This is a genomic window from Blastococcus sp. SYSU DS1024 (assembly GCF_054050795.1).
In genome coordinates, this window is sequence record NZ_JBJHAA010000007.1 from 15,860 (window position 1) to 41,802 (window position 25,943).

The window sequence follows — 25,943 nt, forward strand, 5'->3', positions numbered from 1 at the left end:
CGAGGAAGCCCGGGCCCGAAACCCGGCGTGCACCGGTGCGCGGGGTCGTTTAGCCCCACTAACGATCGCGTAGCATCCAGGTGCCTGCACCGACCCCGAGGAGTTCCGTGTCCCGCCGCCGAGACGCCGTCGTCCGACGGGGGCTGCGTCACGTCCGGCGGGCGATCGCCGAGCAGCCGGGCATGTTCACCCTCGCGCTGCTGGCCAGCAGCCTCTACGGCGCGATGACGGTCGCCAGCGCCTACGTCATCGGTGAGATCACCGACCGCGTGCTGCTGCCCTCGTTCGACGAGGGCGCCACCACCGCGGCCGCCCTCACCCTGGCCGCCGTCGCGATCCTCGGCGTCGCCCTGCTGAAGATCGTCGGCATCCTGGGCCGCCGGTTGTTCGCCGGCGTCATGAGCTACCGGTTGCAGGCCGAGTACCGCCGCCGGGTGACCGGCCAGTACCTGCGGCTGCCGCTCTCCTGGCACCAGCGCCACCCCACGGGGCAGCTGCTCTCCAACGCCAACTCGGACGTCGAGTCGGCGTGGTTCTTCGTCGCGCCGCTGCCGTTCGCCTGCGGTGCGCTGGTGATGATCGCCATCACCAGCGTGGCGCTCGTCCTCACCGACCCGCTCCTGGCGCTGGTCGGACTCGTGGTGTTCCCGCTGGTGTTCGCAGCCAACGCCGTCTACTCGCAGGTGATGAGCCCGCGGATGCAGCGGGCCCAGCAGCTGCGGGCCGAGGTCAGCGAGATCGCGCACGAGAGCTTCGACGCGGCGCTCGTGGTGAAGACGCTCGGCCGCGAGGACACCGAGACCGAACGCTTCGCCGCCCGGGCCGAGGAGCTGCGTGACGGGCTGATCGCCGTCGGCCGGGTGCGCGGGCTCTTCGACCCGATGATGGAGGCGCTGCCGAACCTCGGCACCCTCGCCGTCCTGCTCATCGGCGCCGGCCGGGTGGCCGAGGGCGCCACCGACGCCGGGGACCTGGTGTCGATCGCCTACCTGTTCACCCTGCTCGCCCTGCCGATCCGGGCCATCGGCTGGGTGCTCGCCGACCTGCCGCGTGCGCTGGCCGGGTTCGACCGGGTCACCCCCGTCCTCGAGGCGACCGGGGAGACGCCCTACGGGCCGGACGCCGCCGTCGCGGGCGCCGGCGGCGCCGCGGTGGCCCTGCGCGACGTGGCGTTCACGTTCGACGGGGGCAGCCGTCCCACGCTGACCGGCGTCACCTTCGACGTGCCGGCCGGCCGCACCGTGGCCGTGGTCGGCCCCACCGGGTCGGGCAAGTCCACGCTCGCCGGCCTGCTGGTGCGCCTGGTCGACCCGGCCGACGGCCGGGTGCTGCTCGACGGGGTCGACCTGCGCCGGCTGCGGGAGGGCGAGGTGAACGGCCAGGCGGCGTTCGTCGCGCAGAGCGCCTTCCTCTTCGACGACACGGTGCGCGGCAACGTCACCCTCGGCGCCCCCTTCGACGACGACGAGGTGGCGACGGCGTTGCGCGTGGCGGCGGCCGACGAGTTCGTGGCCGCGCTGCCCGACGGCCTGGACACCCGGGTCGGCGAGCGGGGCGCGTCCCTGTCCGGCGGCCAGCGGCAGCGGCTCGCGCTCGCCCGCGCCCTGGTCCGCCGCCCCCGGCTGTTGGTGCTCGACGACGCCACGAGCGCCGTGGACCCCGCCGTCGAGGCGCGCATCCTCGACGCGCTGCGGCGGAGCGGGAGGCCGACGACCGTGGTGGTGGTCGCCTACCGGCAGGCCACGATCGCGCTGGCCGACGAGGTCGTCTGGTTCGAGGACGGCCGCGCCGTCGCCCGCGGCACCCACGAGCAGCTGCTGGCCGAGGTGCCGGGGTACACGGCGCTGGTGCAGGCCTACGCGCAGGCGGAGGTGCCGGCGTGACCGCCGCGACGCGGCTCGACGACCGCGCGCCCGAGGGGGCCCTGGCCACGCTGCGACGCGGCCTGCGGATGATGCCGGAGTTCCGGCGCGGCCTGCCGGTCACCTTCGCCCTGGCCCTGGTCGCCACGGCCGGCCGCGTGGTCGTGCCCATCGCCGTGCAGCAGGTCATCGACCGCGGCCTGGGTGCGCCCGCCGGCCCCGATCTCGGGCTGGTCGCCTGGGTGGTCGCCGGCTGCGCCCTCGTCGTGGTGCTCACCGCCGTCGCGGTCTACCGGATGAACGTCCGGCTGTTCCGCACGACCGAGACCGCCCTGGCGGGTCTGCGGGTGCGGGCGTTCCGGCACGTGCACGACCTCTCCGTGCTGCACCAGCAGGGCCAGCGGCGCGGCTCGCTCGTCTCCCGGGTGACCAGCGACGTCGACCAGCTGTCGGTGTTCATGCAGTGGGGCGGTGTCCTCGGGCTGGTCAGCGTGGGGCAGCTCGTCGTCGCCACCGCCGTCATGTTCGTCTACTCCTGGCAGCTCACGCTCCTGGTGCTCCTCTGCTTCGTCCCCCTGGTGTTCGCCGTCCGCTGGTTCGCCCGCCGGCTGGTGCAGGTCTACGGCGTGGTCCGGGAGCGCGTCGGCGACGTGCTCGCCGCGGTCTCCGAGTCGGTGGTCGGCGCCCCGACGGTGCGGGCCTACGGGGTGCGCGCCCGCACCGCCGCGCGGCTGGACGCCGCCATCGACCGGCACTACCGCGCCCAGGTCGATGCGCAGAAGGTGACCGCCGCGGTGTTCGTCAGCGGCGAGTTCGTCGCCGCGATCGCCAACGCCGCCGTCGTGGTCGTCGGCGTGCTGCTGGGTCTGGCCGGCGACATCACCCCCGGCACGCTCGTCGCGTTCCTCTTCCTGGTCACCCTCTTCGTCGCCCCCGTGCAGACCGCCAGCGAGGTGCTCAACGAGGCGCAGAACGCCGTCGCCGGCTTCCGCCGGGTGCTCGACGTGCTCGACACCGAGCCCGACGTCCGCGACCCCGCCGTCGCCGCCCCCGACCGGGTGCGGGAGCTGCCGGCCGGGCCGCTGGGCGTCCGCTTCGAGCACGTCACCTTCCGCTACGCCCCCGGCGCGCGGGCGGCGCTCGACGACGTCGACCTGACCATCGCGCCGCGCACCCGCGTGGCGATCGTGGGGGAGACCGGCTCGGGGAAGACGACGTTCGCCAAGCTCGTCACCCGGCTCATGGACCCGGCCGGAGGGCGGGTGCTGCTCGGCTCCGACGCCGGTGGCTGGGTGCCGCTGTCCGACGTCGCCTTCGCCTCGCTGCGCGCGCGGGTGGTGATGGTGCCGCAGGACGGGTTCCTGTTCGACGCCACCGTGGCCGACAACGTGCGCTACGGCCGCCCCGGCATGACCGACGACGACGTCGTCGCCGCGTTCGACGACCTGGGCCTCGGCGCGTGGGTCGCCGGTCTGCCGGCGGGCGTCGGGACGGCGGTCGGGCAGCGCGGGGAGTCGCTGTCGGCCGGCGAGCGGCAGCTGGTCGCCGTCGCCCGCGCGTACGTGGCCGACCCCGACCTGCTGGTGCTCGACGAGGCGACCAGCGCCGTCGACCCGGCCACGGAGCAGCGGCTGACCCGCGCGCTGGACACCCTCACCGCCGGCCGCACCACGCTGACCATCGCGCACCGCCTCTCCACCGCCGAGCGGGCCGACGAGGTGCTCGTCGTCGACGCCGGGCACGTCGTGCAGCGCGGCACGCACGCGGAGCTCGTGGACGCCGACGGGCCCTACGCCCGGCTGCACGCATCCTGGCGCCGCTCGTCCGCGGGCGAACCCGAGCCGGTCGGCTGATCGGGCGCGCCAGCGGCTAGCGTGGCCGCATGCCTGGCAGCGGAGCGGGGCAACGGGGGCGCGGTCCCGCGGTGGTGGCGGCCGTCCTGGCCCTGCTCTGCACCCTTCCGCTGCTGTGGGCGGCGGTGATCATCCGGGCGCTGGCCGGCCTCGACACGGGCGCTGGTGGCTGGGGCTGGGCGCTGCTGCCCGCGGGCGCCGCTGTCCTGCTGGCCGCGGGGGCCGTGCAGCTCCTGCGCCGTCGCAGCCGCGGACTGCTCGCGGCGGCGAGCGCGCTGTCCGCCGTCCTCGTGGCGTGGCAGCTCGTGGGGGCGGCGGCCGACGGCAATCGCATCGCGGTGGCGATGGCGGTCCTCCTCGTCGCGCTGCTGGGCGTGCTCGGGCTGTGCCTCAGCCCGGCCGTCCGCGACCACGTGGCCACCCGGACAGGGCCCTCCTGACCGCCGGCCCGGTCCTGCCCCGTGCGGCTGTCCGCCGGCCACCCGCGCGTCGCCCCGCGGGGGGACGGCGCGGACGGGTTCGCGCCCGCTAGCGTCGGGGCGTGAGCACCGACACGCACAGCTCCGAGGCGGACGTCGTCGTGGTGGGGGCGGGCCTGGCCGGCCTGGTCGCCACCGCCGAGCTTGCCGACGCCGGCAAGCGGGTCATCCTGGTCGACCAGGAGCCCGAGGCGTCGCTGGGCGGGCAGGCGTGGTGGTCCTTCGGTGGCCTGTTCCTCGTCGACTCGCCCGAGCAGCGCCGGCTGCGGGTGCGCGACTCGCTGGAGCTGGCCCGCCAGGACTGGTTCGGCACCGCCGGCTTCGACCGCGACAGCGACCACTGGCCCCGCCAGTGGGCCGAGGCCTACCTGCAGTTCGCCGCGGGGGAGAAGCGGGCCTGGCTCAAGGAGCAGGGCATCGGGTTCTTCCCGGTCGTCGGGTGGGCCGAGCGCGGTGGCTACACGGCCACCGGGCACGGCAACTCGGTGCCGCGGTTCCACATCGTGTGGGGGACCGGTCCCGGTGTGGTGGCCCCGTTCGAGCGCCGGGTGCGGGCGGCCGTCGCGGCGGGCCGGGTCGAGCTGCGCTTCCGGCACCGGGTCACCGAGCTCGTCGTGAGCGGCGGCGCGGTGACCGGTGTCCGCGGCGCGGTGCTGGAGCCCAGCGGCGTGGCCCGCGGCGAGGCCAGCTCACGGGCCGAGGTGGGGGAGTTCGAGCTCTCCGCGCAGGCCGTCGTCGTCACCTCCGGCGGCATCGGCGGCAACCACGACCTGGTGCGCCGCTACTGGCCGGCCCGGCTCGGTCCGGCACCGCAGCGGCTGCTCTCCGGCGTCCCGGCACACGTCGACGGGCTGATGCAGGAGGCCACCGTGGCCGCCGGCGCGAGCATGGTCAACGGCGACCGGATGTGGCACTACACCGAGGGCGTCGCCAACCACTCGCCGGTCTGGGCGCGGCACGGCATCCGCATCCTCCCCGGCCCGTCGTCGCTGTGGCTCGACGCCACCGGCCAGCGGCTCCCGGTGCCGCTGTTCCCCGGGTTCGACACGCTCGGGACGCTCGCGCACATCGGGCAGACCGGCCACGAGCACACCTGGTTCGTCGCCACCCACAAGATCGTGGAGAAGGAGTTCGCCCTCTCGGGCTCCGAGCAGAACCCCGACCTCACCGGCAAGGACCTCCGGCTGCTCGCCACCCGGGTGAAGGCCGGCGTCTCCGGCCCCGTCCAGGCGTTCCTGGACCGGGGCGAGGACTTCGTCGTCGCCCGCACCCTGCCGGAGCTGGTGGCGGGCATGAACCGCGTGACCGGCGGCGCTCCGGAGCTCGACCTCGCGCAGGTGGAGCGGGAGATCGTGGCCCGCGACCGGGAGGTCGGCAACACCTTCACGAAGGACCTGCAGATCACCGCGATCCGCGGCGCCCGCAACTACCTCGGCGACAAGCTGATCCGGGTCGCCCCGCCGCACCGCATCCTCGACCCCGAGGCCGGGCCGCTGGTCGCCGTCCGGCTCAACGTCATCACCCGCAAGAGCCTCGGCGGGCTGGAGACCGACCTCTCCGGCCGCGTGCTACGGCCCGGCGGGGAGGTCTTCAGCGGGCTCTACGCCGCCGGTGAGGTGGCCGGCTTCGGTGGTGGCGGTGTGCACGGCTACCGCTCGCTGGAGGGCACCTTCCTCGGCGGCTGCCTGTTCTCCGGCCGGGTCGCGGGTCGCGCGCTCGCGGCCGCCCTGTGACGGGCGGGACGTGAGCGCACCGCGCGACCCCTGGTCGGACCCGGCGACGCCGACCGAGCAGGGGCCCGGCTACACCGGCCCGCCGCCCACGGCGCCGCCTCCCGGCTACGCGTCGCCCTACGGCCCGCCGCCGCCCGGGTACGGCCCCCCGCCCTACGGCTACCCCGGCCCGTACGGCTACGGCCACCCCGGCCCGTACGGGACCGCGCCGTTCCCTGGCGGTCCGGTGCCGCCCCGGGCCGGGCGCCGGCCGGGCCAGGTCGTCGGCGCCGCGGTGCTGAGCTTCGTGCAGGCGCTGCTGGTCGCGGTGGCCTCGCTGTACGTGTGGTTCTTCGCCTCGCTCGCGGAGATGGCGATCGAGCAGAGCCCGGGTGCCGCCCCCACCCAGGCCTACGTGTTCGCCCGCGAGGGCGGCGCGCTCGCGATCGTCCAGCTGGTGTCGGTGGCGCTGCTGGTGGCCGCCGGGATCCTCGCCCTGGTCCGGCGCACCCGCACGGCGTGGCTGGTGGTGCTGGCCGCGCACGGCGCCCAGCTGGTGCTCGCCGTCTACTGGTGGGCGAAGCTGACCGACCTGCTGGGGCCGGCCGCGGCGGTCGAGGACGTCGGCGGGGTGCTCGCCGTGTTCAGCCTGTTCTTCGCCGCCGCCCCGCTCGTCGCGCTCGGGCTGGTGCTCTTCGGCGGCGGGCGCAGCTGGTTCACCGCCCCGCAGGGCTGACCGGGCGGCACGGCAGACTGGCGGCATGTCCGCGACCGATCCCTCCGAACCCGCGCTGGCCCCCGAGGTCGCCGCCCTGCTGCGCCGTGACCCGGCCGGCCTGGTCGCCGCCGTCGTCCAGCAGCACGACACCCGCGAGGTGCTCATGGTGGCCTGGATGGACGACGAGGCGGTGCGCCGGACCCTCACGACCGGGCGGGCGACCTACTGGTCGCGCAGCCGGCGGGAGTACTGGGTGAAGGGGGAGACCTCCGGGCACCGGCAGTGGGTGCGGGAGGTGCGGCTGGACTGCGACGGCGACGCGCTGCTGCTGCTCGTCGACCAGGAGGGCGCCGCGTGCCACACCGGCGAGCGCAGCTGCTTCCACCGGGTGCTGCCGGCCGCGCAGGGGGTGGCGCCGTGAGGTTCGGGGTCACCTCGCCCTCGCCGGAGGAGTTCGCGGCGACGGCGGCGCCCGTCATCCCGGTCACCCGCCGCCTGCTGGCCGACGGCGAGACCGCCGTGGGCGTCTACCGCAAGCTCGCCGGCAACCGTCCGGGCACGGTCCTGCTGGAGTCGGCCGAGCAGGGCAAGCGGTGGGCGCGGTACAGCTTCGTGGGGGTCCGCAGCGCGGGAGTGCTCACCGAGCGCGACGGCCGCACGCAGTGGCTCGGGGACGACGTGCCCGGGCTGACCGACGACCTGCCGGCCGATCCCCTGGAGGCCGTGCGGGTCCTGGCGCGGCGGCTGCGCTCGCCCCGCGCGCCGGGGCTGCCCCCGCTCACCGGTGGGCTGGTGGGCTACCTGGGCTACGACGTCGTCCGCCGCCTGGAGCGGCTGCCGAGCACCAGCGTCGACGACCTGGGCATGCCGGAGCTGGCGATGATGCTGGTGACCGACCTGGCCGTGCTGGACCACAGCGACGGGTCGGTGCTGCTCATCGCCAACGCGTTGCGCGGGGCCGGAGCCGAGCCCTCCGCCGCCGGCTACGAGGACGCGGTCGCGCGCCTGGACGCCATGGCCGCCGCGCTGGTCCGGCCCGCCGCGCCGGCGGTCGCGGTCTTCGAGCCGGCCGACGTGCCGGCGTCGGTGCGCAGCAACCTGGCACCCGGGGTCTTCCAGGCCGGCGTCGAGGAGGTGCGGGAGCACATCCGGGCCGGCGACGCCTTCCAGGTGGTGCTGGCCCAGCGGTTCGAGCTCGAGACCGACGTCGCTGCGCTGGACCTCTACCGGGTGCTCCGGGCGACCAACCCGTCGCCGTACATGTACCTGCTGCGCTTCGCGGGCCGGGAGACGCCGTTCGACGTCGTCGGCTCCTCCCCGGAGGCGCTGGTGACGGTGACCGGCACCTCGGCCGTCGTGCACCCGCCGGCCGGTACCCGGCCGCGCGGCGCCACGCCCGAGGAGGACGTGCGCCTGGCCGAGGGGCTGCTCGCCGACCCCAAGGAGCGGGCCGAGCACGTCATGCTCGTCGACCTGGCGCGCAACGACCTGGGGCGGGTCTGCGTGCCGGGCAGCGTCGAGGTGCCCGACTTCATGCGGGTCGAGCACTACAGCCACGTCATGCACCTGGTCTCGACCGTTGCCGGCGAGGTGCGGCCCGGCTGCGACGCCCTGGACGTCTTCGACGCGACCTTCCCCGCGGGCACCGTCTCCGGCGCACCGAAGCCCAGCGCCATGGCGATCATCGACACCCTCGAGCCGACGCGGCGCGCCCTGTACGCGGGCACCGTCGGCTACGTCGACGCCAGCGGCGACATGGACATGGCGATCGCCATCCGCACCGCCGTCCTGCACCAGGGGCGCGCGTACGTGCAGGCCGGGGCGGGCATCGTGGCCGACAGCGACGCCGCGGCCGAGGAGGCCGAGACCCGTCACAAGGCGCGCGCCGTGCTGTCGGCGATCGCGACGGCGGAGCGGCTGCGGGAGCTGCCGTGAGCGGTGCGGCGGCCGGCGACCGGCCGGGTGCGCGGCGCGAGCTCGCGGCCGTCGTGGTCGGTGCCGCGGTGGCCGGGGCGCTGGCCCTGTCGACGGCGGGCCAGCGCTGGGCGGAGGTGACCGCCGAGCGACGGGCTCCTCTGCCGCCGGTGAGCGGGACCCTCACCGGTGGCGCCGCGGCACCGCTGGTGACCGCCGCCGGCCTGGTGCTGCTGGCCGCGGCCGTCGCGCTGCTGGCGGTGCGCGGGACGGGTCGGCTGGTGGTCGGGCTGCTGGTGGCGGCCTGCGGTGGCGCCCTGCTGTGGTCGGGCACCCGGGTGCTGACCGGGGGAGTCGCCGATGCCGCCGCCGACCTGCCCGGCGTCGGCGGCACCAGCGTCACCGCGACGTCGGTGGAGATCTCCGTGGTCTGGCCGGGCCTGGCGGTGGCCGCCGGGGTGCTGGCCGTCCTCGCCGGGGTGCTGGCCGTGCTCCGCGGGGCCTCGTGGCCCGCGATGGGTCGGCGCTACGAGCGCGACGCGGGGCAGGCGCCGGTGCGGTCGGAGGAGGACCGTGCGGACGACGCCTGGAAGGCGCTGGATCGCGGGGAGGACCCGACCGAACCCCCACCCCCGCCGCGGCCGGGTTCACCCCTATAGCGGAACGGCCCGGGATCGCGATGCCCGCCCCCGGGCCGGGGGTTCCGTGGCCCGCCTCTAGAGTGGGGCCACCCATCCGCCGGGATCGACGTACGAGGAGCAGTGGCGCCGATGAGCAACCACGGGACCTCGGCCGAGGCTGCGACGACGCCGTGAACGTGCTCGACGAGATCATCGACGGTGTCCGCGCCGACCTCGCCGTCCGCGAGGCCGCGACACCGCTGGACGAGGTGAAGGCCGCCGCGCAGGCGGCCCGGCCGGCGCGGGATGCGCTCGCGGCCCTGCGTGCCCCCGGCGTCGGCGTGATCGCCGAGGTGAAGCGGCGTAGTCCGTCCAAGGGCGACCTGGCCGACATCGCCGATCCGGCCCAGCTCGCGCAGCAGTACGCCGCCGGCGGTGCGCGCGTCATCTCGGTCCTGACCGAGCGGCGCCGCTTCGGGGGGTCGCACGCCGACCTCGCGGCCGTCCGCGCCGTCGTCGACGTCCCGGTGCTGTGCAAGGACTTCATCGTCAGCAGCTACCAGGTGCACGAGGCCAGGGCGTACGGGGCCGACGTGGTCCTGCTGATCGTCGCCGCACTGGAGCAGAACGTGCTGGTCGGGCTGCTGGAGCGGGTCGAGTCCCTCGGCATGACCGCGCTGGTCGAGGTGCACACCGAGGCCGAGGCCGACCGCGCGATGGCGGCCGGCGCCTCGGTGATCGGGGTCAACGCCCGCGACCTGACCACGTTGCAGGTGGACCGGTCCACCTTCGAGCGGATCGCCCCCGGCCTGCCGTCGGAGGTCGTCAAGATCGCCGAGTCCGGGGTCCGCGGCCCGCACGACCTGATCAGCTATGCCGCCGCCGGGGCCGACGCCGTGCTCGTGGGCGAGGGTCTGGTCACCGCCGGCGACGCCCGCCAGGCCGTCGCCGACCTGGTCACCGCCGGCTCGCACCCGGCCACCCCGCGCACCACGCGCTGAGCAGGCTGCCCCTCAGGATCCGGGTCGCCCGCAGGCAGGAGCGTCACCCTCCTGCCTGTCGCGGTGCAGGTGTTCCGCTTCGGGTGCGGCCGTCCCGAGGATGCAGACCTTCTCGATGTCCGGGACGGGTCCCTCGTCGTCGAGACCTCCAGGTCGTCCTGGACGAGGTGGTCCCCGTGGGGGCAGATGCCCTTGACCGTGACCGGGGAATCGTGGTGCTCGTTGGCCAGGAGAGCCATCAACTCGCGAACCGGCACCTGCCAGATGTGGCAGGCCCCCCCGGTACCCCTCTCCATCTCTCACCTGAATCGTGAGAGTGCCTCTGACCTGCGGGAATTGTCGTACCCCCTGCTTAGCCTGCGGGTATGTCGGTGGTCGGGTTCGCGGTCGGGGTGACCGTGGCGCCGGTGTCCGACGCGCCCTCGCCGTGGGAGCTGGAGGATCCTGATCCGCAGCGGTGGGACGAGCCGCTCAGTGCCTGGCTGCCCGCGCGGCGGTCGGCGGCAGAGGCCGCGGAGCTGCTGGGGCAGATCGTGGCCGCGGAGGCTCGGCTGGCCGCGCTGCGCGCGGAGCTGGTGATGGACCTGGCCGCCACCCGCCCCGCCCCGGCCGACCTGCTGCCCGGCGGTGAGCGCGCCGGGCAGGTCGGCCCGCCGGGGGCCAGCGAGTTCGTGCCCGATGAGCTGGCCGCGGTGCAGAACTGCAGCCGCACGGCGGCAGTGACGCAGGTGGAGCACGCCCACGTGCTCACCACCGTGCTGCCGGCGACCTTCGCTGCGCTGCGGCTGGGGCGGCTGGACTGGCCGCGGGCCCGGGCGATCGCCGCCGAGGTCGCCGCCACCGGCGCCGACACCGACCCCGCGGTCATCGCCGGCATGGAGACCGCCGTCCTCCCCACCGCCACCGAGCTGGGGGTGGGGAAGCTGCGGGCGGCGGTGCGCACCGAGCTGCTGGCCCGGGACGCCGCCGCGGCCGACCGGCGGCGGGAGGCCCGCCGGCGCGCGGCGGATGTGACGGTGCGCCCGGTCGGGGACGGGATGAGCGAGCTGCGCGCCCTGCTGCCCCATCCCGAGGCCCGCGCCTGCCGCGACGCCCTGGATCGGCACGCCCGCGCCGCGAAGGACGCCGGGGATGCGCGGCCGATCGGGATGCTGCGCGCCGGAGCACTGGCCGATCTGCTGCTGCGCCCCTGGCAACAGCAGCCCGCGGTGACCGCCCAGCTGACCGTGGTCGCACCACTGGACGCATTGACTCCCGGCCGGTTCCTGGCCGCCGGTGGGCCGCGCCCGCCCGCCTTCACCCGTACTGCGTCGGAAGCGGTCACAGGCGGGGCGCCCGCGCCGGTCGGGGAGGTGGACGGGGAGCCGATCACCGCCGCCCACCTGCGCGAACTGCTCACCCAGCTCGACGCCTGCAGCATCCAGGCCCCGCCCGGCGGCAGCCTGCAGATCGCGCTCACCGACGCCACCGGAAAGCTGCGGGCCGTCACCGGCCGGGCGGAGCTGGCGCGGCTGGCCACCCGCGGCTGCCCCCACCACCCCGCCCGGTCCTGCGACTGCCCGCTGCTCGGCCCGCCGGCGGCAGTCGACCGCTACCGCCCCTCGGCCGCCCAGCAGCGCTTCCTCGAGGCCCGCGACCGCACCTGCCGCCATCCCGGCTGCACCGCACCCGCCGGCTGGGCCGACATCGACCACGTCCTGCCCCACGCCGACGGTGGAGCCACCGCCTGCGAGAACCTGTGCTGCCTGTGCCGCCACCACCACCGGCTCAAGACCTTCGCCCCCGGCTGGCAGCACACGATGAGCGACGACGGCGTGCTCACCGTCATCACCCCCACCGGCGTCACCCGCACCAGCCGACCACCCGGCTACCGCGTCCTCACCGCACCACCCGAGCCGCCACCACCACCAGCGGACCCGGACGACGACCCACCTCCCTTCTGACCGGGTCCCGGGTGCACTGGTCCGATCCGGTGACGTCCCGCGCACCCCTGCGCCGATCGCGGCGCCCGGCGCGGGACACTGTGCGCATGACGACGACCAGCCCACCGCAGACCGGAGACCTCTCGCTCCCGGCGCGACCAGGCTGGCCGGACGCCACCGGGCACTTCGGGGTCTTCGGCGGCCGGTTCGTGCCCGAGGCGCTGATCGCCGCGCTCGACGAGCTGACCGAGGCGTACGAGGCCATGCGGGTCGACCCGGGTTTCCTCAGCGAGTTCGCCCGCCTGCAGCGCGACTACACCGGCCGGCCGAGCCCGGTCACCGAGGTGCCGAAGTTCGCCGCCCACGCGGGCGGCGCCCGGGTCCTGCTCAAGCGCGAGGACCTCAACCACACCGGCTCCCACAAGATCAACAACGTGCTGGGCCAGGCGCTCCTGACGAAGCGGATCGGCAAGACCCGCGTCATCGCGGAGACCGGCGCCGGCCAGCACGGCGTCGCCACCGCCACCGCGGCGGCCCTCATGGGGCTGTCCTGCACCGTCTACATGGGCGAGGAGGACACCCGGCGCCAGGCGCTGAACGTCGCCCGCATGCGGCTGCTCGGCGCCGAGGTCGTCCCGGTCACCACCGGCTCCCGCACCCTCAAGGACGCGATCAACGAAGCCTTCCGCGACTGGGTCACCAACGTCGAGACGACCAACTACGTCTTCGGCACCGTAGCGGGGCCGCACCCCTTCCCGGCGATGGTCCGGGACTTCCAGCGGGTGATCGGCGACGAGGCGCGTGCCCAGGTGCTCGAGCGCGAGGGGCGCCTGCCGGACGCCGTCCTGGCCTGCGTCGGCGGGGGGTCCAACGCCATCGGCATCTTCACCGCCTTCGTCCCCGACGACGGGGTGCGGCTGATCGGCCTGGAGGCCGGCGGCGACGGCGTCGGCACCGGCCGGCACGCGGCGACCATCACCGGCGGGACGCCGGGGGTGCTGCACGGTGCCCGCTCGTTCCTCCTCCAGGACGAGAACGGCCAGACGATCGACTCCCACTCCATCAGCGCCGGGCTCGACTACCCGGGCGTCGGCCCGGAGCACTCCTACCTGCACGACATCGGGCGGGCGGAGTACCGCCCGGTCACCGACGCCGAGGCGATGGAGGCCTTCGCGCTGCTGTGCCGGACCGAGGGCATCATCCCGGCGATCGAATCGGCCCACGCCCTCGCCGGCGCGCTCGCGCTCGGGCGCGAGCTGGGGCCGGACTCGCTGCTGCTGGTCAACCTCTCCGGCCGCGGTGACAAGGACGTGGAGACCGCGTCCCGGTGGTTCGGGCTGGGCGACCGGGACGACGCCGCACCGGGCCCGGGCCTGGACACCGATCAGCAGCCCACCGAGGGCGCGGTCACCAACGACGAGGCCGTGCCCGGCCCGGACGCAGGGGAGATGGCGTGAGCAGGCTGGCCGAGCGGCTCGACGTGGCGAGGACCGAGGGGCGGGCGGCGCTGATCGCGTACCTGCCGGTCGGCTACCCGGACGTCGAGGGCTCGATCGCCGCCATGGTGGCGGCCGTCGAGGCCGGGGCGGACGTGATCGAGGTCGGCGTCCCCTACAGCGACCCCGGCATGGACGGCCCGGTCATCCAGCAGGCCGTCGACGTCGCCGTCCGCAACGGCGTCGGCATGCGCGAGGTCCTGCGGGCCGTCGAGGCGGTGGCCGCGGCCGGCGCCGTCCCGGTGGTGATGAGCTACTGGAACCCGATCGAGCGCTACGGCGTCGAGCGGTTCGCGACCGATCTGGCCGCGGCCGGGGGAGCAGGGGCCATCACCCCCGACCTCATCCCCGACGAGGCCGCCGCGTGGATCGCCGCCGCCGAGCGGGCCGACCTCGACCGGGTGTTCCTCGTCGCGCCCTCGTCGACCGACGCCCGGTTGCGGTCCACCACCGCCGCCTGCCGGGGCTTCGTGTACGCGGCCTCGACCATGGGGGTCACCGGCACCCGTGCCACCGTCGGCGACGCCGCCGAGCGGCTCGTGGCCCGCACCCGGGAGGCCGCGCCCGGTCTCGCCGTCTGCGTCGGCCTGGGCGTCTCGAACGGCGACCAGGCCGCCGAGGTCGCCGCGTTCGCCGACGGGGTCATCGTCGGCTCCGCGTACGTGCGGGAGCTCATCGAGGGGCGGGGGATCGAGGGCGTCCGGGCGCTGACCGGAGACCTGGTCGACGGCGTCCGCCGGGCGGACGTGCGCGCGTGAGCGTCCTCGCGGCCATCCCCAGCCCCACCCAGGCCGTCTGGCACCTCGGTCCGCTGCCGATCCGCGCCTATGCGCTGTGCATCATCGCCGGCATCGTGGCCGCCATCGTGCTCACCCAGCGGCGCTGGACCGCCCGGGGCGGGAACCCCGACGACGTGCTGGACATCGCCATCTGGGCCGTGCCGTTCGGCATCGCCGGCGGCCGGCTCTACCACGTGATCTCCAGCCCCCGCCCGTACTTCGGGGAGGGCGGCGACCCGCTGCGCGCCTTCGCCATCTGGGACGGGGGCCTCGGCATCTGGGGTGCGATCGCGCTCGGCGGGGTGGGGGCGTGGATCGCCTGCCGGCGGCGCGGCATCCCGCTGCCCGCGTTCGCCGACGCCCTGGCGCCCGGGCTGCTGGTCGCGCAGGCGATCGGCCGGCTGGGCAACTGGTTCAACAACGAGCTCTACGGCGGCCCGACCGACCTCCCGTGGGCGCTGACGATCTACGAGTGGAGCGGGGGGCAGGCGGTCACCGGCGCCGACGGTGAGCCGGTCGTCCTCGGGACGTTCCACCCGACGTTCCTGTACGAGATGCTGTGGAACCTCGCGGCCGCGGCGCTGGTCATCTGGGCCGATCGCCGCTTCCGGCTCGGTCACGGCCGGGCGTTCGCGCTCTACGTGGCGTCCTACTGCGCCGGCCGGCTGTGGATCGAGCTGCTGCGCACCGACCCGGCCGAGACCTTCTTCGGGGTCCGGGTCAACGTCTTCACCTCGATCGTCGTCGGCCTGCTCGCCGTCGCCTACTTCGTCTGGCAGCGCGGGCGCCCCCGGGAGGTCGTCGACCGCGGGCCCCGCCCGTCCTCCGGGCCGGAGCCCGAAGCGTCCGACGGGTCCTCCGGCGCCTCGGCGACCGGCGTGCGTGACGACGATCACCGACCGCCGGGCCCGGCCTGACGGAGGTGGGCGTGTGCCCTGTCACGGATCGGCTTCGGCCGTGTCAGGACGGCGTTACGGCTGTGTACGCTTCCGGCTGACTCGCCAGCGATCCTGGTCGGGTCGTAGTGTCGGACCGGGCCAGCGCTGCCCCGCGGACGACGGCCCGCCGGCACCAATCGGTGGGCTCGCGCGCCTCTGCCGGTCGGGGCCACCTGTGTCCGGTCGGTCCCCGCGCCTCCGCACGTGCCGCCCTTGACCGCCGCCCTTGACCTCCGGCCCGGGCCCCCGCCCCCGTCCACCCCTCGCTCCGAGGGACGACGGTGCGCCGACGACGGGAGTGACATGACCGACCTTCCCGCCACCGCCACCGCGGCAGCCCCCGCCAGCGCTGTGCCGTTCTCCGCCGTGCCCGCCCCCAGTGGGCTCTACGACCCGGCCAACGACAAGGACGCCTGCGGTGTCGCCTTCGTGGCCGACGCCCGCGGCCGCCGGAGCCGCCGGATCGTCGCCGCCGGTCTCACCGCGCTGCACAACCTCGACCACCGCGGCGCCGCCGGTGCCGAGCCGAACTCGGGTGACGGCGCCGGCATCCTCACCCAGATCCCCGACACGCTGCTGCGCGCCAGCGTGGGCTTCGACCTGCCGCCGCTCGGCGAGTACTCGGTCGGCATCGCGTTCCTCCCGACCGACGAGGCCGAGCGCGCCGCCCGGTACGACGACGTGGCCCGCCTCGCCGAGGAGGAGGGGCTCACCGTCCTCGGCTGGCGCGACGTCCCGGTCGAGCCGGAGGGCGCCGATCTCGGCCCCACGGCGCGGGCGGTCATGCCGCACTTCGCGCAGGTCTTCGTCGCCGAGACCATGGGCGGCCGGGCCGACGAGAGGGCCTTCGGCGGGAACGTCGTCTGCAACGGGGTCACCCGCCTGGAGCGGCGCTCCTTCGTGCTGCGCAAGCGTGCCGAGCGGGCCGCGGTCGACGCGGGCAGCTCGCTCTACATCGCCTCGCTGTCATCGCGCACGATCACCTACAAGGGCATGCTGACCACCGACCAGCTGCCGCTGTTCTTCACCGACCTGCGCGACGAGCGCTACGAGTCGGCGATCGCGCTGGTGCACAGCCGCTTCTCGACGAACACCTTCCCGAGCTGGCCGCTGGCCCACCCGTTCCGCTTCATCGCGCACAACGGCGAGATCAACACCATCAAGGGCAACCGCAACCGGATGCGGGCCCGCGAGGCCAAGCTCGCCACCGAGGTGTTCGACGGCCCGGCCGGCCCCGCCTCCGAGCTCGGCCTGGACCGGATCTTCCCGGTCACCGCCAGCGACTTCAGCGACTCGGCCACCTTCGACGAGGTGCTCGAGCTGCTGCACCTGTCGGGCCGCTCGCTGCCGCACGCGGTGCTGATGATGATCCCGGAGGCGTGGGAGAACCACGACGAGATGGACCCGGCCCGCCGGGCCTTCTACCGGTTCCACTCCTCGATCATGGAGCCCTGGGACGGGCCGGCCGCCGTCTGCTTCACCGACGGCACGCTGATCGGCGCGGTGCTCGACCGCAACGGCCTGCGCCCGGGCCGCTGGTGGCACACCAGGGACGACCTGGTCGTCATGGCCAGCGAGGTCGGCGTGCTCGACATCCCGGCCGCCGACGTCGTGGCCAAGGGCCGGCTGCAGCCGGGCCGGATGTTCCTCGTCGACACCGCCTCGGGGCGGATCGTCTCCGACGAGGAGGTCAAGGGCGCCCTGGCCGCAGAGCACCCCTACGACGACTGGCTGCACGCCGGCCTGGTGCACCTGCCGCAGCTGCCCGAGCGCCGTCGCTCCCGGCCCAGCCACGAGTCGGTCGTGCGCCGTCAGCTCCTCTTCGGCTACACCGAGGAGGACCTGCGCATGCTGGTCACGCCGATGGCGGCCAGCGGCGCCGAGCCGATCGGCTCGATGGGCACCGACACCCCCATCGCCGCGCTGTCGGACCGCTCCCGGCTGCTCTACGACTACTTCGGGCAGCTGTTCGCGCAGGTGACCAACCCGCCGCTGGACGCCATCCGCGAGGAACTGGTGACCAGCCTGGGCCGCACCTTCGGTCCGGAGCAGAACCTGCTGGAGGCGTCCCCGGCGTCCTGCCGGCAGGTGCACCTGCCCTTCCCGGTCATCGACAACGACGAGCTGGCCAAGATCCTGCACATCGACGACGACGGCGACCTGCCCGGGTACGCCGCCGTCCGGATCACCGGTCACTTCGACGTCAACGGTGGCGGCACGGCGCTGGCCGAGGCGATCGAGCAGCTGCGCAGCAAGGTGAGCAAGGCGATCGCCGCCGGTGCCCGCATCATCGTGCTCTCCGACCGCGACTGCGATGAGCAGCGCGCCCCCATCCCGTCGCTGCTGATGACCGCCGCGGTGCACCACCACCTGGTGCGGGAGAAGACCCGCATGGAGGTCGGGCTCGTCGTCGAGTCCGGCGACTGCCGCGAGGTGCACCACGTCGCGCTGCTGCTGGGCTACGGCGCCGCGGCGGTCAACCCGTACCTGGCGTTCGAGTCGATCGAGGACCTCATCCGCGACGGCGCGCTGACCGGTGTGGAGCCCGCGCAGGCCGTCCGCAACATGGTCAAGGCGCTGGGCAAGGGCGTCCTCAAGGTCATGAGCAAGATGGGCATCAGCACCGTCGGCTCGTACACGATGGCGCAGATCTTCGAGGCGGTCGGTCTCTCCCAGGAGCTCGTCGACGAGTACTTCACCGGCACGTCCTGCCCGCTGGGCGGTGTCGGCATCGACGTCCTCGCCGAGGAGGTGGCCATGCGCCACCGCCAGGCCTACCCGGAGAACCCCACCGAGCGGGCGCACCGCCGGCTGGAGACCGGGGGCGAGTACCAGTGGCGCCGCGAGGGCGAGGTGCACCTGTTCAACCCCGAGACGGTGTTCCTGCTCCAGCACGCCACCCGGTCGCGCCAGTACGACGTGTTCGAGAAGTACACGCAGACGGTGGACAAGATGTCCGAGGAGGCCGCGACCCTGCGCGGGCTCTTCACGCTGAAGACCGGGGTGCGCCCGCCGGTGCCGCTCGACGAGGTGGAGCCGGTCAGCGAGATCGTCAAGCGCTTCAACACCGGCGCGATGAGCTACGGCTCCATCTCGCAGGAGGCGCACGAGACCCTCGCCATCGCGATGAACCGCCTCGGCGGCCGCTCCAACACCGGCGAGGGTGGTGAGGACCCCGACCGGTTCACCCCCGACCCCAACGGCGACCTGCGCCGCTCGGCGATCAAGCAGGTGGCCTCCGGCCGGTTCGGCGTCACCAGCGAGTACCTGGTCAACGCCGACGACATCCAGATCAAGATGGCGCAGGGCGCCAAGCCCGGCGAGGGTGGGCAGCTGCCCGGCGGCAAGGTCTACCCGTGGGTGGCCCGCACCCGGCACTCGACGCCGGGCGTCGGCCTGATCAGCCCGCCGCCGCACCACGACATCTACTCGATCGAGGACCTCAAGCAGCTCATCCACGACCTCAAGAACGCCAACGACGCGGCACGGGTCCACGTCAAGCTCGTCGCCGAGGTCGGCGTCGGCACGGTCGCGGCCGGGGTGAGCAAGGCGCACGCCGACGTCGTCCTGATCTCCGGGATGGACGGCGGCACCGGTGCCGCGCCGCTGACCTCGCTCAAGCACGCCGGCTCCCCGTGGGAGCTGGGCCTGGCCGAGACCCAGCAGACCCTGCTGGCCAACGGGCTGCGCGACCGCATCGTGGTGCAGGTCGACGGTCAGATGAAGACCGGCCGCGACGTGATCGTGGCGGCGCTGCTGGGGGCCGAGGAGTTCGGCTTCGCGACCGCGCCGCTGGTGGTCTCCGGCTGCGTGATGATGCGGGTCTGCCACCTCGACACCTGCCCGGTCGGCGTCGCCACCCAGAACCCGGAGCTGCGCAAGCGGTTCACCGGGCGGCCGGAGTTCGTGGTCACCTTCTTCGAGTTCCTCGCCGAGCAGGTGCGCCACTACCTGGCCGAGCTGGGCTTCCGGTCCATCGACGAGGCCGTCGGCCACGCCGAGCTGCTCGACACCCGCCAGGCCGTCGACCACTGGAAGGCGCAGGGCCTGGACCTCGCACCGGTGCTCGTCGTGCCCGAGCTGCCCGAGGGCACGCCGCGGCGGGCGGTGCGCGGCCAGGACCACGGGCTGGACGTCGCCCTGGACCAGACGCTCATCCAGCTGTGCGAGGGGGCGCTGCTCGACGCGCGACCGGTCAGCCTCGAGCTGCCGGTGCGCAACGTCAACCGCACCGTGGGCACGATGCTGGGGTCGATGGTCACCCGCCGCTTCGGCGGCGAGGGGCTGCCCGACGGCACGATCGACCTCACCTTCGGCGGATCGGCCGGTCAGTCCTTCGGCGCCTTCGTGCCCCGCGGCATCACCATGCGGCTGTTCGGTGACGCCAACGACTACGTCGGCAAGGGGCTGTCCGGTGGCCGGATCATCGTGCGGCCGTCCCGCGAGGCGCCGTTCCTCGCCGAGGACAACGTGATCGCCGGCAACGTCATCGGCTACGGCGCCACGGGCGGGGAGATCTTCCTCCGGGGCCGGGTCGGCGAGCGGTTCTGCGTGCGCAACTCCGGCGCGCTCGCCGTCGTCGAGGGCGTGGGCGACCACGCGCTCGAGTACATGACCGGGGGGCGCGCGGTGATCCTCGGGCACACCGGCCGGAACATCGCCGCGGGCATGTCCGGGGGCATCGCCTACGTGCTGGACCTCGCCCGGCACCGGGTGAACCCCGAGATGGTGGACGTCGAGCCGCTGGACGGGGAGTCGGCGCAGTGGCTGCGCGACGTGCTCGTGCGCTACGCGGCCGACACCGAGTCGACCGTGGCGACCGCGCTGCTGGCCGACTGGGGTCGCTGGTCCGAGCGGTTCAGCGTGATCATGCCGCGCGACTACCGGCGGGCACTGGAGGCCCGGCGGGCCGCCGAGGCCGCCGGCACGGACGTGGACCGAGCAGTGATGGAGGCGGCACGTGGCTGACCAGACCGGTTTCCTGAAGTACGAGCGCGACCTCCCGCCGCGGCGTCCCGTCGAGGTCCGGCTCCTGGACTGGAAGGACGTCTACAGCCGGCGCCAGAACGGGGAGGACCCGCTCTTCCCGACGGCGGAGGTGCGCAAGCAGGCCGCCCGCTGCATGGACTGCGGGATCCCGTTCTGCCACCACGCCTGCCCGGTGGCGAACCTGATCCCGGAGTGGAACGACCTGGCCCGCCGCGACGACTGGCACGACGCGATCGAGCGGCTGCACGCGACGAACAACTTCCCGGAGTTCACCGGAAAGCTCTGCCCGGCGCCGTGCGAGGGCTCCTGCGTGCTGAACCTGCAGGAGTCGCCGGTCACCATCAAGCAGATCGAGTGGGAGATCATCGACCGCGCCTGGGACGAGGGCTGGGTGCAGCCGCAGACCTCGGTCGAGCGCTCCGGCAAGAAGGTCGCCGTCATCGGGTCCGGCCCCGCCGGGCTGGCCGCGGCCCAGCAGCTCACCCGGGCCGGCCACGACGTGACCGTCTACGAGCGGGCCGACCGCATCGGCGGGCTGCTCCGCTACGGCATCCCCGAGTTCAAGATGGAGAAGTCCGTCCTGGACCGCCGGCTGGACCAGATGCGCGCCGAGGGCACCCGGTTCGTCACCGGGGTCGAGGTGGGCGGGAGCGGCGAGGGCGACCTGTCGGTCGAGCAGCTGCGCGCGGACTTCGAGGCCGTCGTCCTGGCCGGTGGCGCGACCATCGGCCGTGACCTGCCCGCTCCCGGGCGCGAGCTGGCCGGCATCCACCTGGCCATGGAGTACCTGCCCTACGGCAACCGCCAGGCTCTCGGGGAGCTCGACGACCCGCCGATCAACGCCCACGGCAAGCACGTCGTGATCATCGGTGGCGGTGACACCGGTGCGGACTGCCTCGGCACCGCCCACCGCCAGGGCGCGGCCTCGGTCACGCAGCTGGAGATCATGCCGGCGCCGCCGGACCGCCGTGACCAAGGCAGCAACCCGTGGCCGACCTACCCGATGATCATGCGCGTCTCCAGCGCGCACGAGGAGGGCGGCGAACGGCTGTACTCGGTCAACACCGAGCGGTTCGTCGGCGACGAGAACGGCAACGTCCGCGCGCTGCTCCTCCACGAGGTCGAGCGGGTCGACGGCCGGTTCCAGAAGATCGAGGGCACCGAGCGGGAGCTCCCCGCCGACCTGGTGTTCCTCGCCATGGGGTTCACCGGGGCGCAGCGCGAGGGCCTCGTCGACACCCTCGGCGTCGAGGTCGACGGGCGGGGCAACGTGTCCCGTGACGGAGAGTTCATGTCCACCGTGCCCGGCGTCTTCGTGGCCGGCGACATGGGCCGCGGCCAGTCGCTGATCGTCTGGGCGATCGCCGAGGGCCGCGCCGCGGCCGCCGCCGTCGACACCTGGCTGACGGGGGAGTCCATGCTGCCCCGCCCGGTCACCCCGACGGCGGTCGCGCTGCGCTGAGGCACCGCGCTCCTCCGGACCGCACCGCGGCCACGTGCCGTCCCCGGTTCGGAGGAGCGCGTCCGTCCCGCCTGCGCGGAAGCCTCCGGGCCCCGCCCGGCGCGACCAGGCCGGTAGCCGACACGCCGGTCCCGCCCCGTCACGCAGTTCGTCGTGGCACTAGCGTTATCCCCATGTCCCGCCGCGCGAAGATCGTCTGCACCCTCGGTCCGGCCACCAGCTCCGCCGAGCAGGTCACCGCCCTCGTCGAGTCGGGGATGGACGTCGCCCGGCTCAACTTCAGCCACGGTTCCCACGAGGACCACGCGACCGCCTACCACCTGGTGCGGCAGGCATCCGACAGCACCGGGCACGCCGTGGCCATCCTGGCGGACCTCCAGGGGCCCAAGATCCGGCTGGGCACCTTCGCCGACGGCCCGGTGACCTGGGCGACCGGCAGCCAGGTCTGCATCACCGTCGAGGACGTCGAGGGCACCGCGGAGCGGGTCTCCACCACCTACAAGGACCTTGCCAACGACGTCCGCGTCGGGGACCGCCTGCTGGTCGACGACGGCAACCTCTCCCTCAGCGTCGTCGGCGTCGAGGGCCCCGACGTCTTCTGCCTGGTCGTCGAGGGCGGCAAGGTGTCGAACAACAAGGGTCTCTCGCTGCCCGGGGTGGCGGTGAGCGTGCCGGCCCTGTCGGACAAGGACGAGCGCGACCTGCGGTTCGCGCTGCACCTGGGCGTGGACTTCATCGCGCTGTCCTTCGTGCGCTCGCCCGCGGACGTGGCGCTGGTCCGCGACATCATGCGCCAGGAGGACATCCACGTCCCGGTCATCGCCAAGCTGGAGAAGCCCGAGGCGGTGCGCAACCTCGACGCCATCGTCGAGGCGTTCGACGGCATCATGGTCGCTCGCGGGGACCTGGGCGTGGAGCTGGCGCTGGAGCAGGTGCCGCTGGTGCAGAAGCGGGCCATCCAGGCGGCCCGCGAGCGGAACAAGCCGGTCATCGTGGCGACCCAGATGCTCGAGTCGATGATCACCAACTCCCGGCCGACCCGCGCGGAGGCCTCCGACGTCGCCAACGCGGTGCTCGACGGCGCCGACGCGGTCATGCTCTCGGGGGAGACCTCCGTCGGGGCCTACCCGATCGGCGCGGTCCGGACGATGGACCGGATCATCGAGGCGGTCGAGAGCGACCACCTGTGGGTGCCCGAGGTGGCGCGGCGGTCGCGGTCCCGCTCCGGCGCGATCGTCCGGGCGGCGCGGGACATCGGGGAGTCCCTGGACGTCAGGGCGCTGGCCACCTTCACGCAGACGGGGGAGACCGCCCGACGGCTGGCGGCGCTGCACCCGAGGCAGCCGCTGCTCGCGTTCACCGTCGACGCCCGGGTGCGCAGCCAGCTGGCCCTGTCCTGGGGCGTGGAGACCTTCCTGGTGCCCATGGTGGAGCACACCGACGACATGGTGGCCCAGGTGGACTTCTCCCTCCTCTCCATCGGCCGGCTGAAGGTGGGCGACCGGGTGGTCGTGGTGGCGGGCAGCCCGCCGAACACGGTCGGGTCGACGAACCTCATCCGCGTGCACGAGGTGGGGACCGACTCGTGACCGGCGGGCCGCAGGACACCCAGGCGGCGGCGCTGCTGTCGGTGCTCGACCTCGCCGAGCGGGAGCCCGACGTGTTCGTCGGCAAGACACCGAGCAGCGAGCGGCAGCGGATCTTCGGCGGGCAGGTGGCCGGTCAGGCGCTCGTCGCCGCGGGCCGCACCGTGCCCGGCGAGCGGGGCGTGCACTCGCTGCACTCCTACTTCCTCCGGCCCGGCGACCCGTCGGAGGAGATCCGCTACTCCGTCGACCGGATCCGCGACGGGCGCTCGTTCTCCACCCGGCGGGTGATCGCCTGCCAGCGGCGCGGGGGCGAGGACGTGGCGATCTTCGCGCTCACCGCCGACTTCCACGCCGGGGAGCCCGCCGTGGCGGAGCACTCCCTGCCGATGCCGCAGGCGCCCGGCCCCGACGAGATGATGGGCACCGACCAGGTCGTGGCCCGGCACGGCGAGCGGGCCGCCTTCATGGCGGCGATGGGGCGGGTGGTCGAGCAGCGCTTCCAGCAGGACCCGTTCGCCGCGCCGCCCAAGTCGCCGCCGCACACGCAGTCGTGGACCTGGTTCCGCGTCGCCGGCGAGCTGGGCGACGACCCGGTGGTGCAGGCGGCGGCGCTGACGTTCGTCAGCGACCTCACCCTGCTCTCGGCGGGGTTCGCCCGGCTGGGCGGGGGATGGCCGGACTTCATCGGCGCCAGCCTCGACCACGCCGTGTGGTTCCACCAGCCGGTGCGCGCCGACGACTGGCTGCTCTACGAGACCGACAGCCCCGCGGCGTCGGCGGGGCGCGCGTTGTGCTTCGGGCAGATCTGGTCCGCCGACGGTCGGCACGTCGCCACCGTGGCGCAGGAAGGGCTCATCCGGTCCCTGGACCGGTGAGCCGCGGCCCCGCCGCTCAGGCGGGGCCCGCACCCGCCGCCTCGTCGGTGCGCTCCCCGTCCGGCTGCGCCGTCTCCTGCTCCCGCTGGGCGCGGGCCTGCTCGGCCCGTTCGCGCTCGGCGGCGCGCGCCGCGGCCTGCTCGGCGGCCTGGGTGGCGAAGTCGGCGGCCAGCCAGTCGTGGCCCTCGGTGAGCAGCGCCCACACGCGCTCGACGTGCGCCCGCGTCGTCGTCGGCGAGCCGATGGCGACGCGCAGGACCACCTCCCGCCGCACGGTGGTGTGGGTCAGGAAGACCTCGCCGGCGTCGTTGAGGCGGTCGAGCAGCGTCATCGTCGCGACGTCGGCGTCGACACCGGCCGGCCAGCGGGGCTTGAGGCAGACCAGGGACAGCGGGTGCGGCGCGACGACGTCGAACCGGTCGTCGGCCGCGGCCCAGCCGGCGAGCTCCTGGGCCAGCGCGACGTGCCCCCGGACGTGGGCGCGCAGCCCTTCGGCGCCGTACCAGCGGACGACGAACCACAGCTTGAGCGCGCGGAAGCGCCGGCCGAGCTCGATCTGCCAGTCGCGGTAGTCGACGACGGCGCCGGCGTCGGTGGCGGCGTTGCGCAGGTAGTCGGGGAGGATCGCCAGGGCTCCGGTCAGAGCCGCCCGGTCGGCGACCCAGAAGAGCGTCGCGTCGAAGCCGGTGAGCAGCCACTTGTGGGCGTCGGTGGTGTAGCTGTCGGCCCACTCGACACCGTCCTGCAGCCCGCGCAGCTCGGGGGCGACCGCGCTCACGCCGGCGTACGCGGCGTCGACGTGCAGCCAGACGCCGTACTGCTGGCAGATCGGCCCGATCACGGCGAGCGGGTCGACCGCGGTGGTCGACGTGGTGCCGACGGTCGCGCAGACCAGCACGGGCCGGTACCCACGGGCGACGTCCCGCTCGAGCCGGGCGGCGAGCGCGCCGGGGTTCATGGCGAGGTCGCCGTCGACCTCCACGATGCGGACCGCCTCGGTGCCCAGCCCGGCGATCCGGACGGCCTTCTCCATCGACGAGTGTGTCTCGCTGGAGACGTAGACGGTGGCGCGCTCGGGCTGCACGCCCTGGCGGACGGTGGCGCCGCCGCTGGCGCGGTGCAGCGCCGCGAGCAGGGCCACGAGGTTGGCCCCGGAGCTGGAGTCCTGGACGACGCCGCCGCCGCTGCCCGTGGAGCGGAACGAGGCGGGCAGCCCGAGGAGCTCGGCGAACCAGTCCATGACGTGCTGCTCGAGCTCGGTGGCGGCGGGGCTGGTCACCCACGACATCCCCTGCACGCCCAGCCCGGCGGAGACCAGGTCGCCCAGCACGGAGGGGCCGGAGGTGTTGGCGGGGAAGTAGCCGAAGAACCCGGGGTGCTGCCAGTGGGTGATCCCCGGCAGGACGACCCGGTCGAGGTCGGCCAGCACCGCGGCGAACGGCTCGCCCCGCTCGGGGGCCGACGCCGGCAGCGACGCCCGGACGTCGCCGGGGGAGACCTGCGAGCGCACCGGGAAGGACGCGATGCGCGCCCAGTAGTCGGCGATCCAGTCGACCACCTCGTGGCCGTGCTGCCGGAACTGCTCGGGCGTCATGTGCGGCGCGGGCTCGGTCACCACCCCACAGTATTGCCCGCGAGGAGCGGGGCCCGGAGGGTCCCCGAGGCAGCGCGGGAAAAGGCTCAGCGCAGCAGGGGAACGGCACCTGGCCGCGGTGCGATCCGGAGGACCGCAGA

18 protein-coding genes are annotated in these 25,943 nt (G+C 74.5%); 17 read left to right on the forward strand and 1 reads right to left on the reverse strand.

What is annotated here, in order from left to right; genetic code table 11:
• Positions 1 to 107 precede the first annotated feature (107 nt).
• From ACI79S_RS08330 to ACI79S_RS08410, 17 genes are all read left to right on the forward strand, one after another.
• Positions 108 to 1,883, forward strand: coding sequence for an ABC transporter ATP-binding protein (locus ACI79S_RS08330; protein ID WP_456592978.1), 1,776 nt, complete (start codon positions 108 to 110; stop codon positions 1,881 to 1,883).
• Positions 1,880 to 3,715, forward strand: a complete 1,836-nt coding sequence (locus ACI79S_RS08335; RefSeq protein ID WP_456592979.1) for an ABC transporter ATP-binding protein — start codon at positions 1,880 to 1,882, stop codon at positions 3,713 to 3,715. The genes ACI79S_RS08330 and ACI79S_RS08335 overlap by 4 nt, the downstream gene beginning before the upstream one ends.
• Positions 3,716 to 3,744: 29 nt before the next feature.
• Entirely contained in the window at positions 3,745 to 4,155 is a 411-nt protein-coding gene (locus ACI79S_RS08340; RefSeq protein ID WP_456592980.1) for a hypothetical protein, read from the forward strand.
• 101 nt (positions 4,156 to 4,256) lie between these two features.
• Positions 4,257 to 5,927 (forward strand): FAD-binding dehydrogenase, encoded by a 1,671-nt coding sequence (locus ACI79S_RS08345; protein ID WP_456592981.1) that lies wholly within the window; start codon positions 4,257 to 4,259, stop codon positions 5,925 to 5,927.
• Positions 5,928 to 5,937: 10 nt separating this feature from the next.
• Positions 5,938 to 6,642, forward strand: a complete 705-nt coding sequence (locus tag ACI79S_RS08350) for a hypothetical protein (protein WP_456592982.1) — start codon at positions 5,938 to 5,940, stop codon at positions 6,640 to 6,642.
• Between the two features lie 25 nt (positions 6,643 to 6,667).
• Positions 6,668 to 7,045: a phosphoribosyl-AMP cyclohydrolase gene (hisI, locus tag ACI79S_RS08355; protein ID WP_456592983.1), complete on the forward strand. Its 378-nt coding sequence runs from the start codon at positions 6,668 to 6,670 to the stop codon at positions 7,043 to 7,045.
• A complete protein-coding gene (locus tag ACI79S_RS08360; protein ID WP_456592984.1) occupies positions 7,042 to 8,559 on the forward strand; it encodes an anthranilate synthase component I in 1,518 nt (505 codons plus the stop codon). Before hisI ends, ACI79S_RS08360 begins: the two co-directional genes overlap by 4 nt.
• Positions 8,556 to 9,197 carry a Trp biosynthesis-associated membrane protein gene (locus ACI79S_RS08365; RefSeq protein WP_456592985.1) on the forward strand — a complete coding sequence of 214 codons (642 nt, stop codon included), beginning with the start codon at positions 8,556 to 8,558 and terminating at the stop codon, positions 9,195 to 9,197. Before ACI79S_RS08360 ends, ACI79S_RS08365 begins: the two co-directional genes overlap by 4 nt.
• A gap of 152 nt (positions 9,198 to 9,349) precedes the next feature.
• The gene (trpC, locus tag ACI79S_RS08370) at positions 9,350 to 10,159 is read left to right on the forward strand and encodes an indole-3-glycerol phosphate synthase TrpC (protein ID WP_456592986.1); all 810 of its coding nucleotides are present in this window, start codon (positions 9,350 to 9,352) and stop codon (positions 10,157 to 10,159) included.
• Positions 10,160 to 10,524: 365 nt separating this feature from the next.
• Complete coding sequence (locus ACI79S_RS08375; RefSeq protein ID WP_456592987.1) at positions 10,525 to 12,102, forward strand: DUF222 domain-containing protein; 1,578 nt, start codon at positions 10,525 to 10,527, stop codon at positions 12,100 to 12,102.
• Between the two features lie 86 nt (positions 12,103 to 12,188).
• Positions 12,189 to 13,538, forward strand: a complete 1,350-nt coding sequence (gene trpB, locus ACI79S_RS08380; protein WP_456592988.1) for a tryptophan synthase subunit beta — start codon at positions 12,189 to 12,191, stop codon at positions 13,536 to 13,538.
• Complete coding sequence (gene trpA / locus ACI79S_RS08385; RefSeq protein WP_456592989.1) at positions 13,535 to 14,335, forward strand: tryptophan synthase subunit alpha; 801 nt, start codon at positions 13,535 to 13,537, stop codon at positions 14,333 to 14,335. The genes trpB and trpA overlap by 4 nt, the downstream gene beginning before the upstream one ends.
• Complete coding sequence (gene lgt, locus ACI79S_RS08390) at positions 14,332 to 15,273, forward strand: prolipoprotein diacylglyceryl transferase (protein ID WP_456592990.1); 942 nt, start codon at positions 14,332 to 14,334, stop codon at positions 15,271 to 15,273. Before trpA ends, lgt begins: the two co-directional genes overlap by 4 nt.
• A 324-nt stretch (positions 15,274 to 15,597) precedes the next feature.
• Positions 15,598 to 20,262 carry a glutamate synthase large subunit gene (gene gltB, locus ACI79S_RS08395; protein WP_456592991.1) on the forward strand — a complete coding sequence of 1,555 codons (4,665 nt, stop codon included), beginning with the start codon at positions 15,598 to 15,600 and terminating at the stop codon, positions 20,260 to 20,262.
• A complete protein-coding gene (locus ACI79S_RS08400; protein WP_456592992.1) occupies positions 20,255 to 21,745 on the forward strand; it encodes a glutamate synthase subunit beta in 1,491 nt (496 codons plus the stop codon). The genes gltB and ACI79S_RS08400 overlap by 8 nt, the downstream gene beginning before the upstream one ends.
• Positions 21,746 to 21,918: 173 nt before the next feature.
• Positions 21,919 to 23,334, forward strand: coding sequence for a pyruvate kinase (gene pyk, locus ACI79S_RS08405; protein WP_456592993.1), 1,416 nt, complete (start codon positions 21,919 to 21,921; stop codon positions 23,332 to 23,334).
• The gene (locus tag ACI79S_RS08410; RefSeq protein WP_456592994.1) at positions 23,331 to 24,209 is read left to right on the forward strand and encodes an acyl-CoA thioesterase; all 879 of its coding nucleotides are present in this window, start codon (positions 23,331 to 23,333) and stop codon (positions 24,207 to 24,209) included. Before pyk ends, ACI79S_RS08410 begins: the two co-directional genes overlap by 4 nt.
• A gap of 16 nt (positions 24,210 to 24,225) precedes the next feature.
• Here the strand turns inward: ACI79S_RS08410 and ACI79S_RS08415 are convergent, their stop codons facing one another.
• On the reverse strand, positions 24,226 to 25,824 hold the full coding sequence (locus ACI79S_RS08415) for a pyridoxal-dependent decarboxylase (protein WP_456592995.1): 1,599 nt from the start codon (positions 25,822 to 25,824) through the stop codon (positions 24,226 to 24,228).
• Between the last annotated feature and the right edge of the window lie 119 nt (positions 25,825 to 25,943).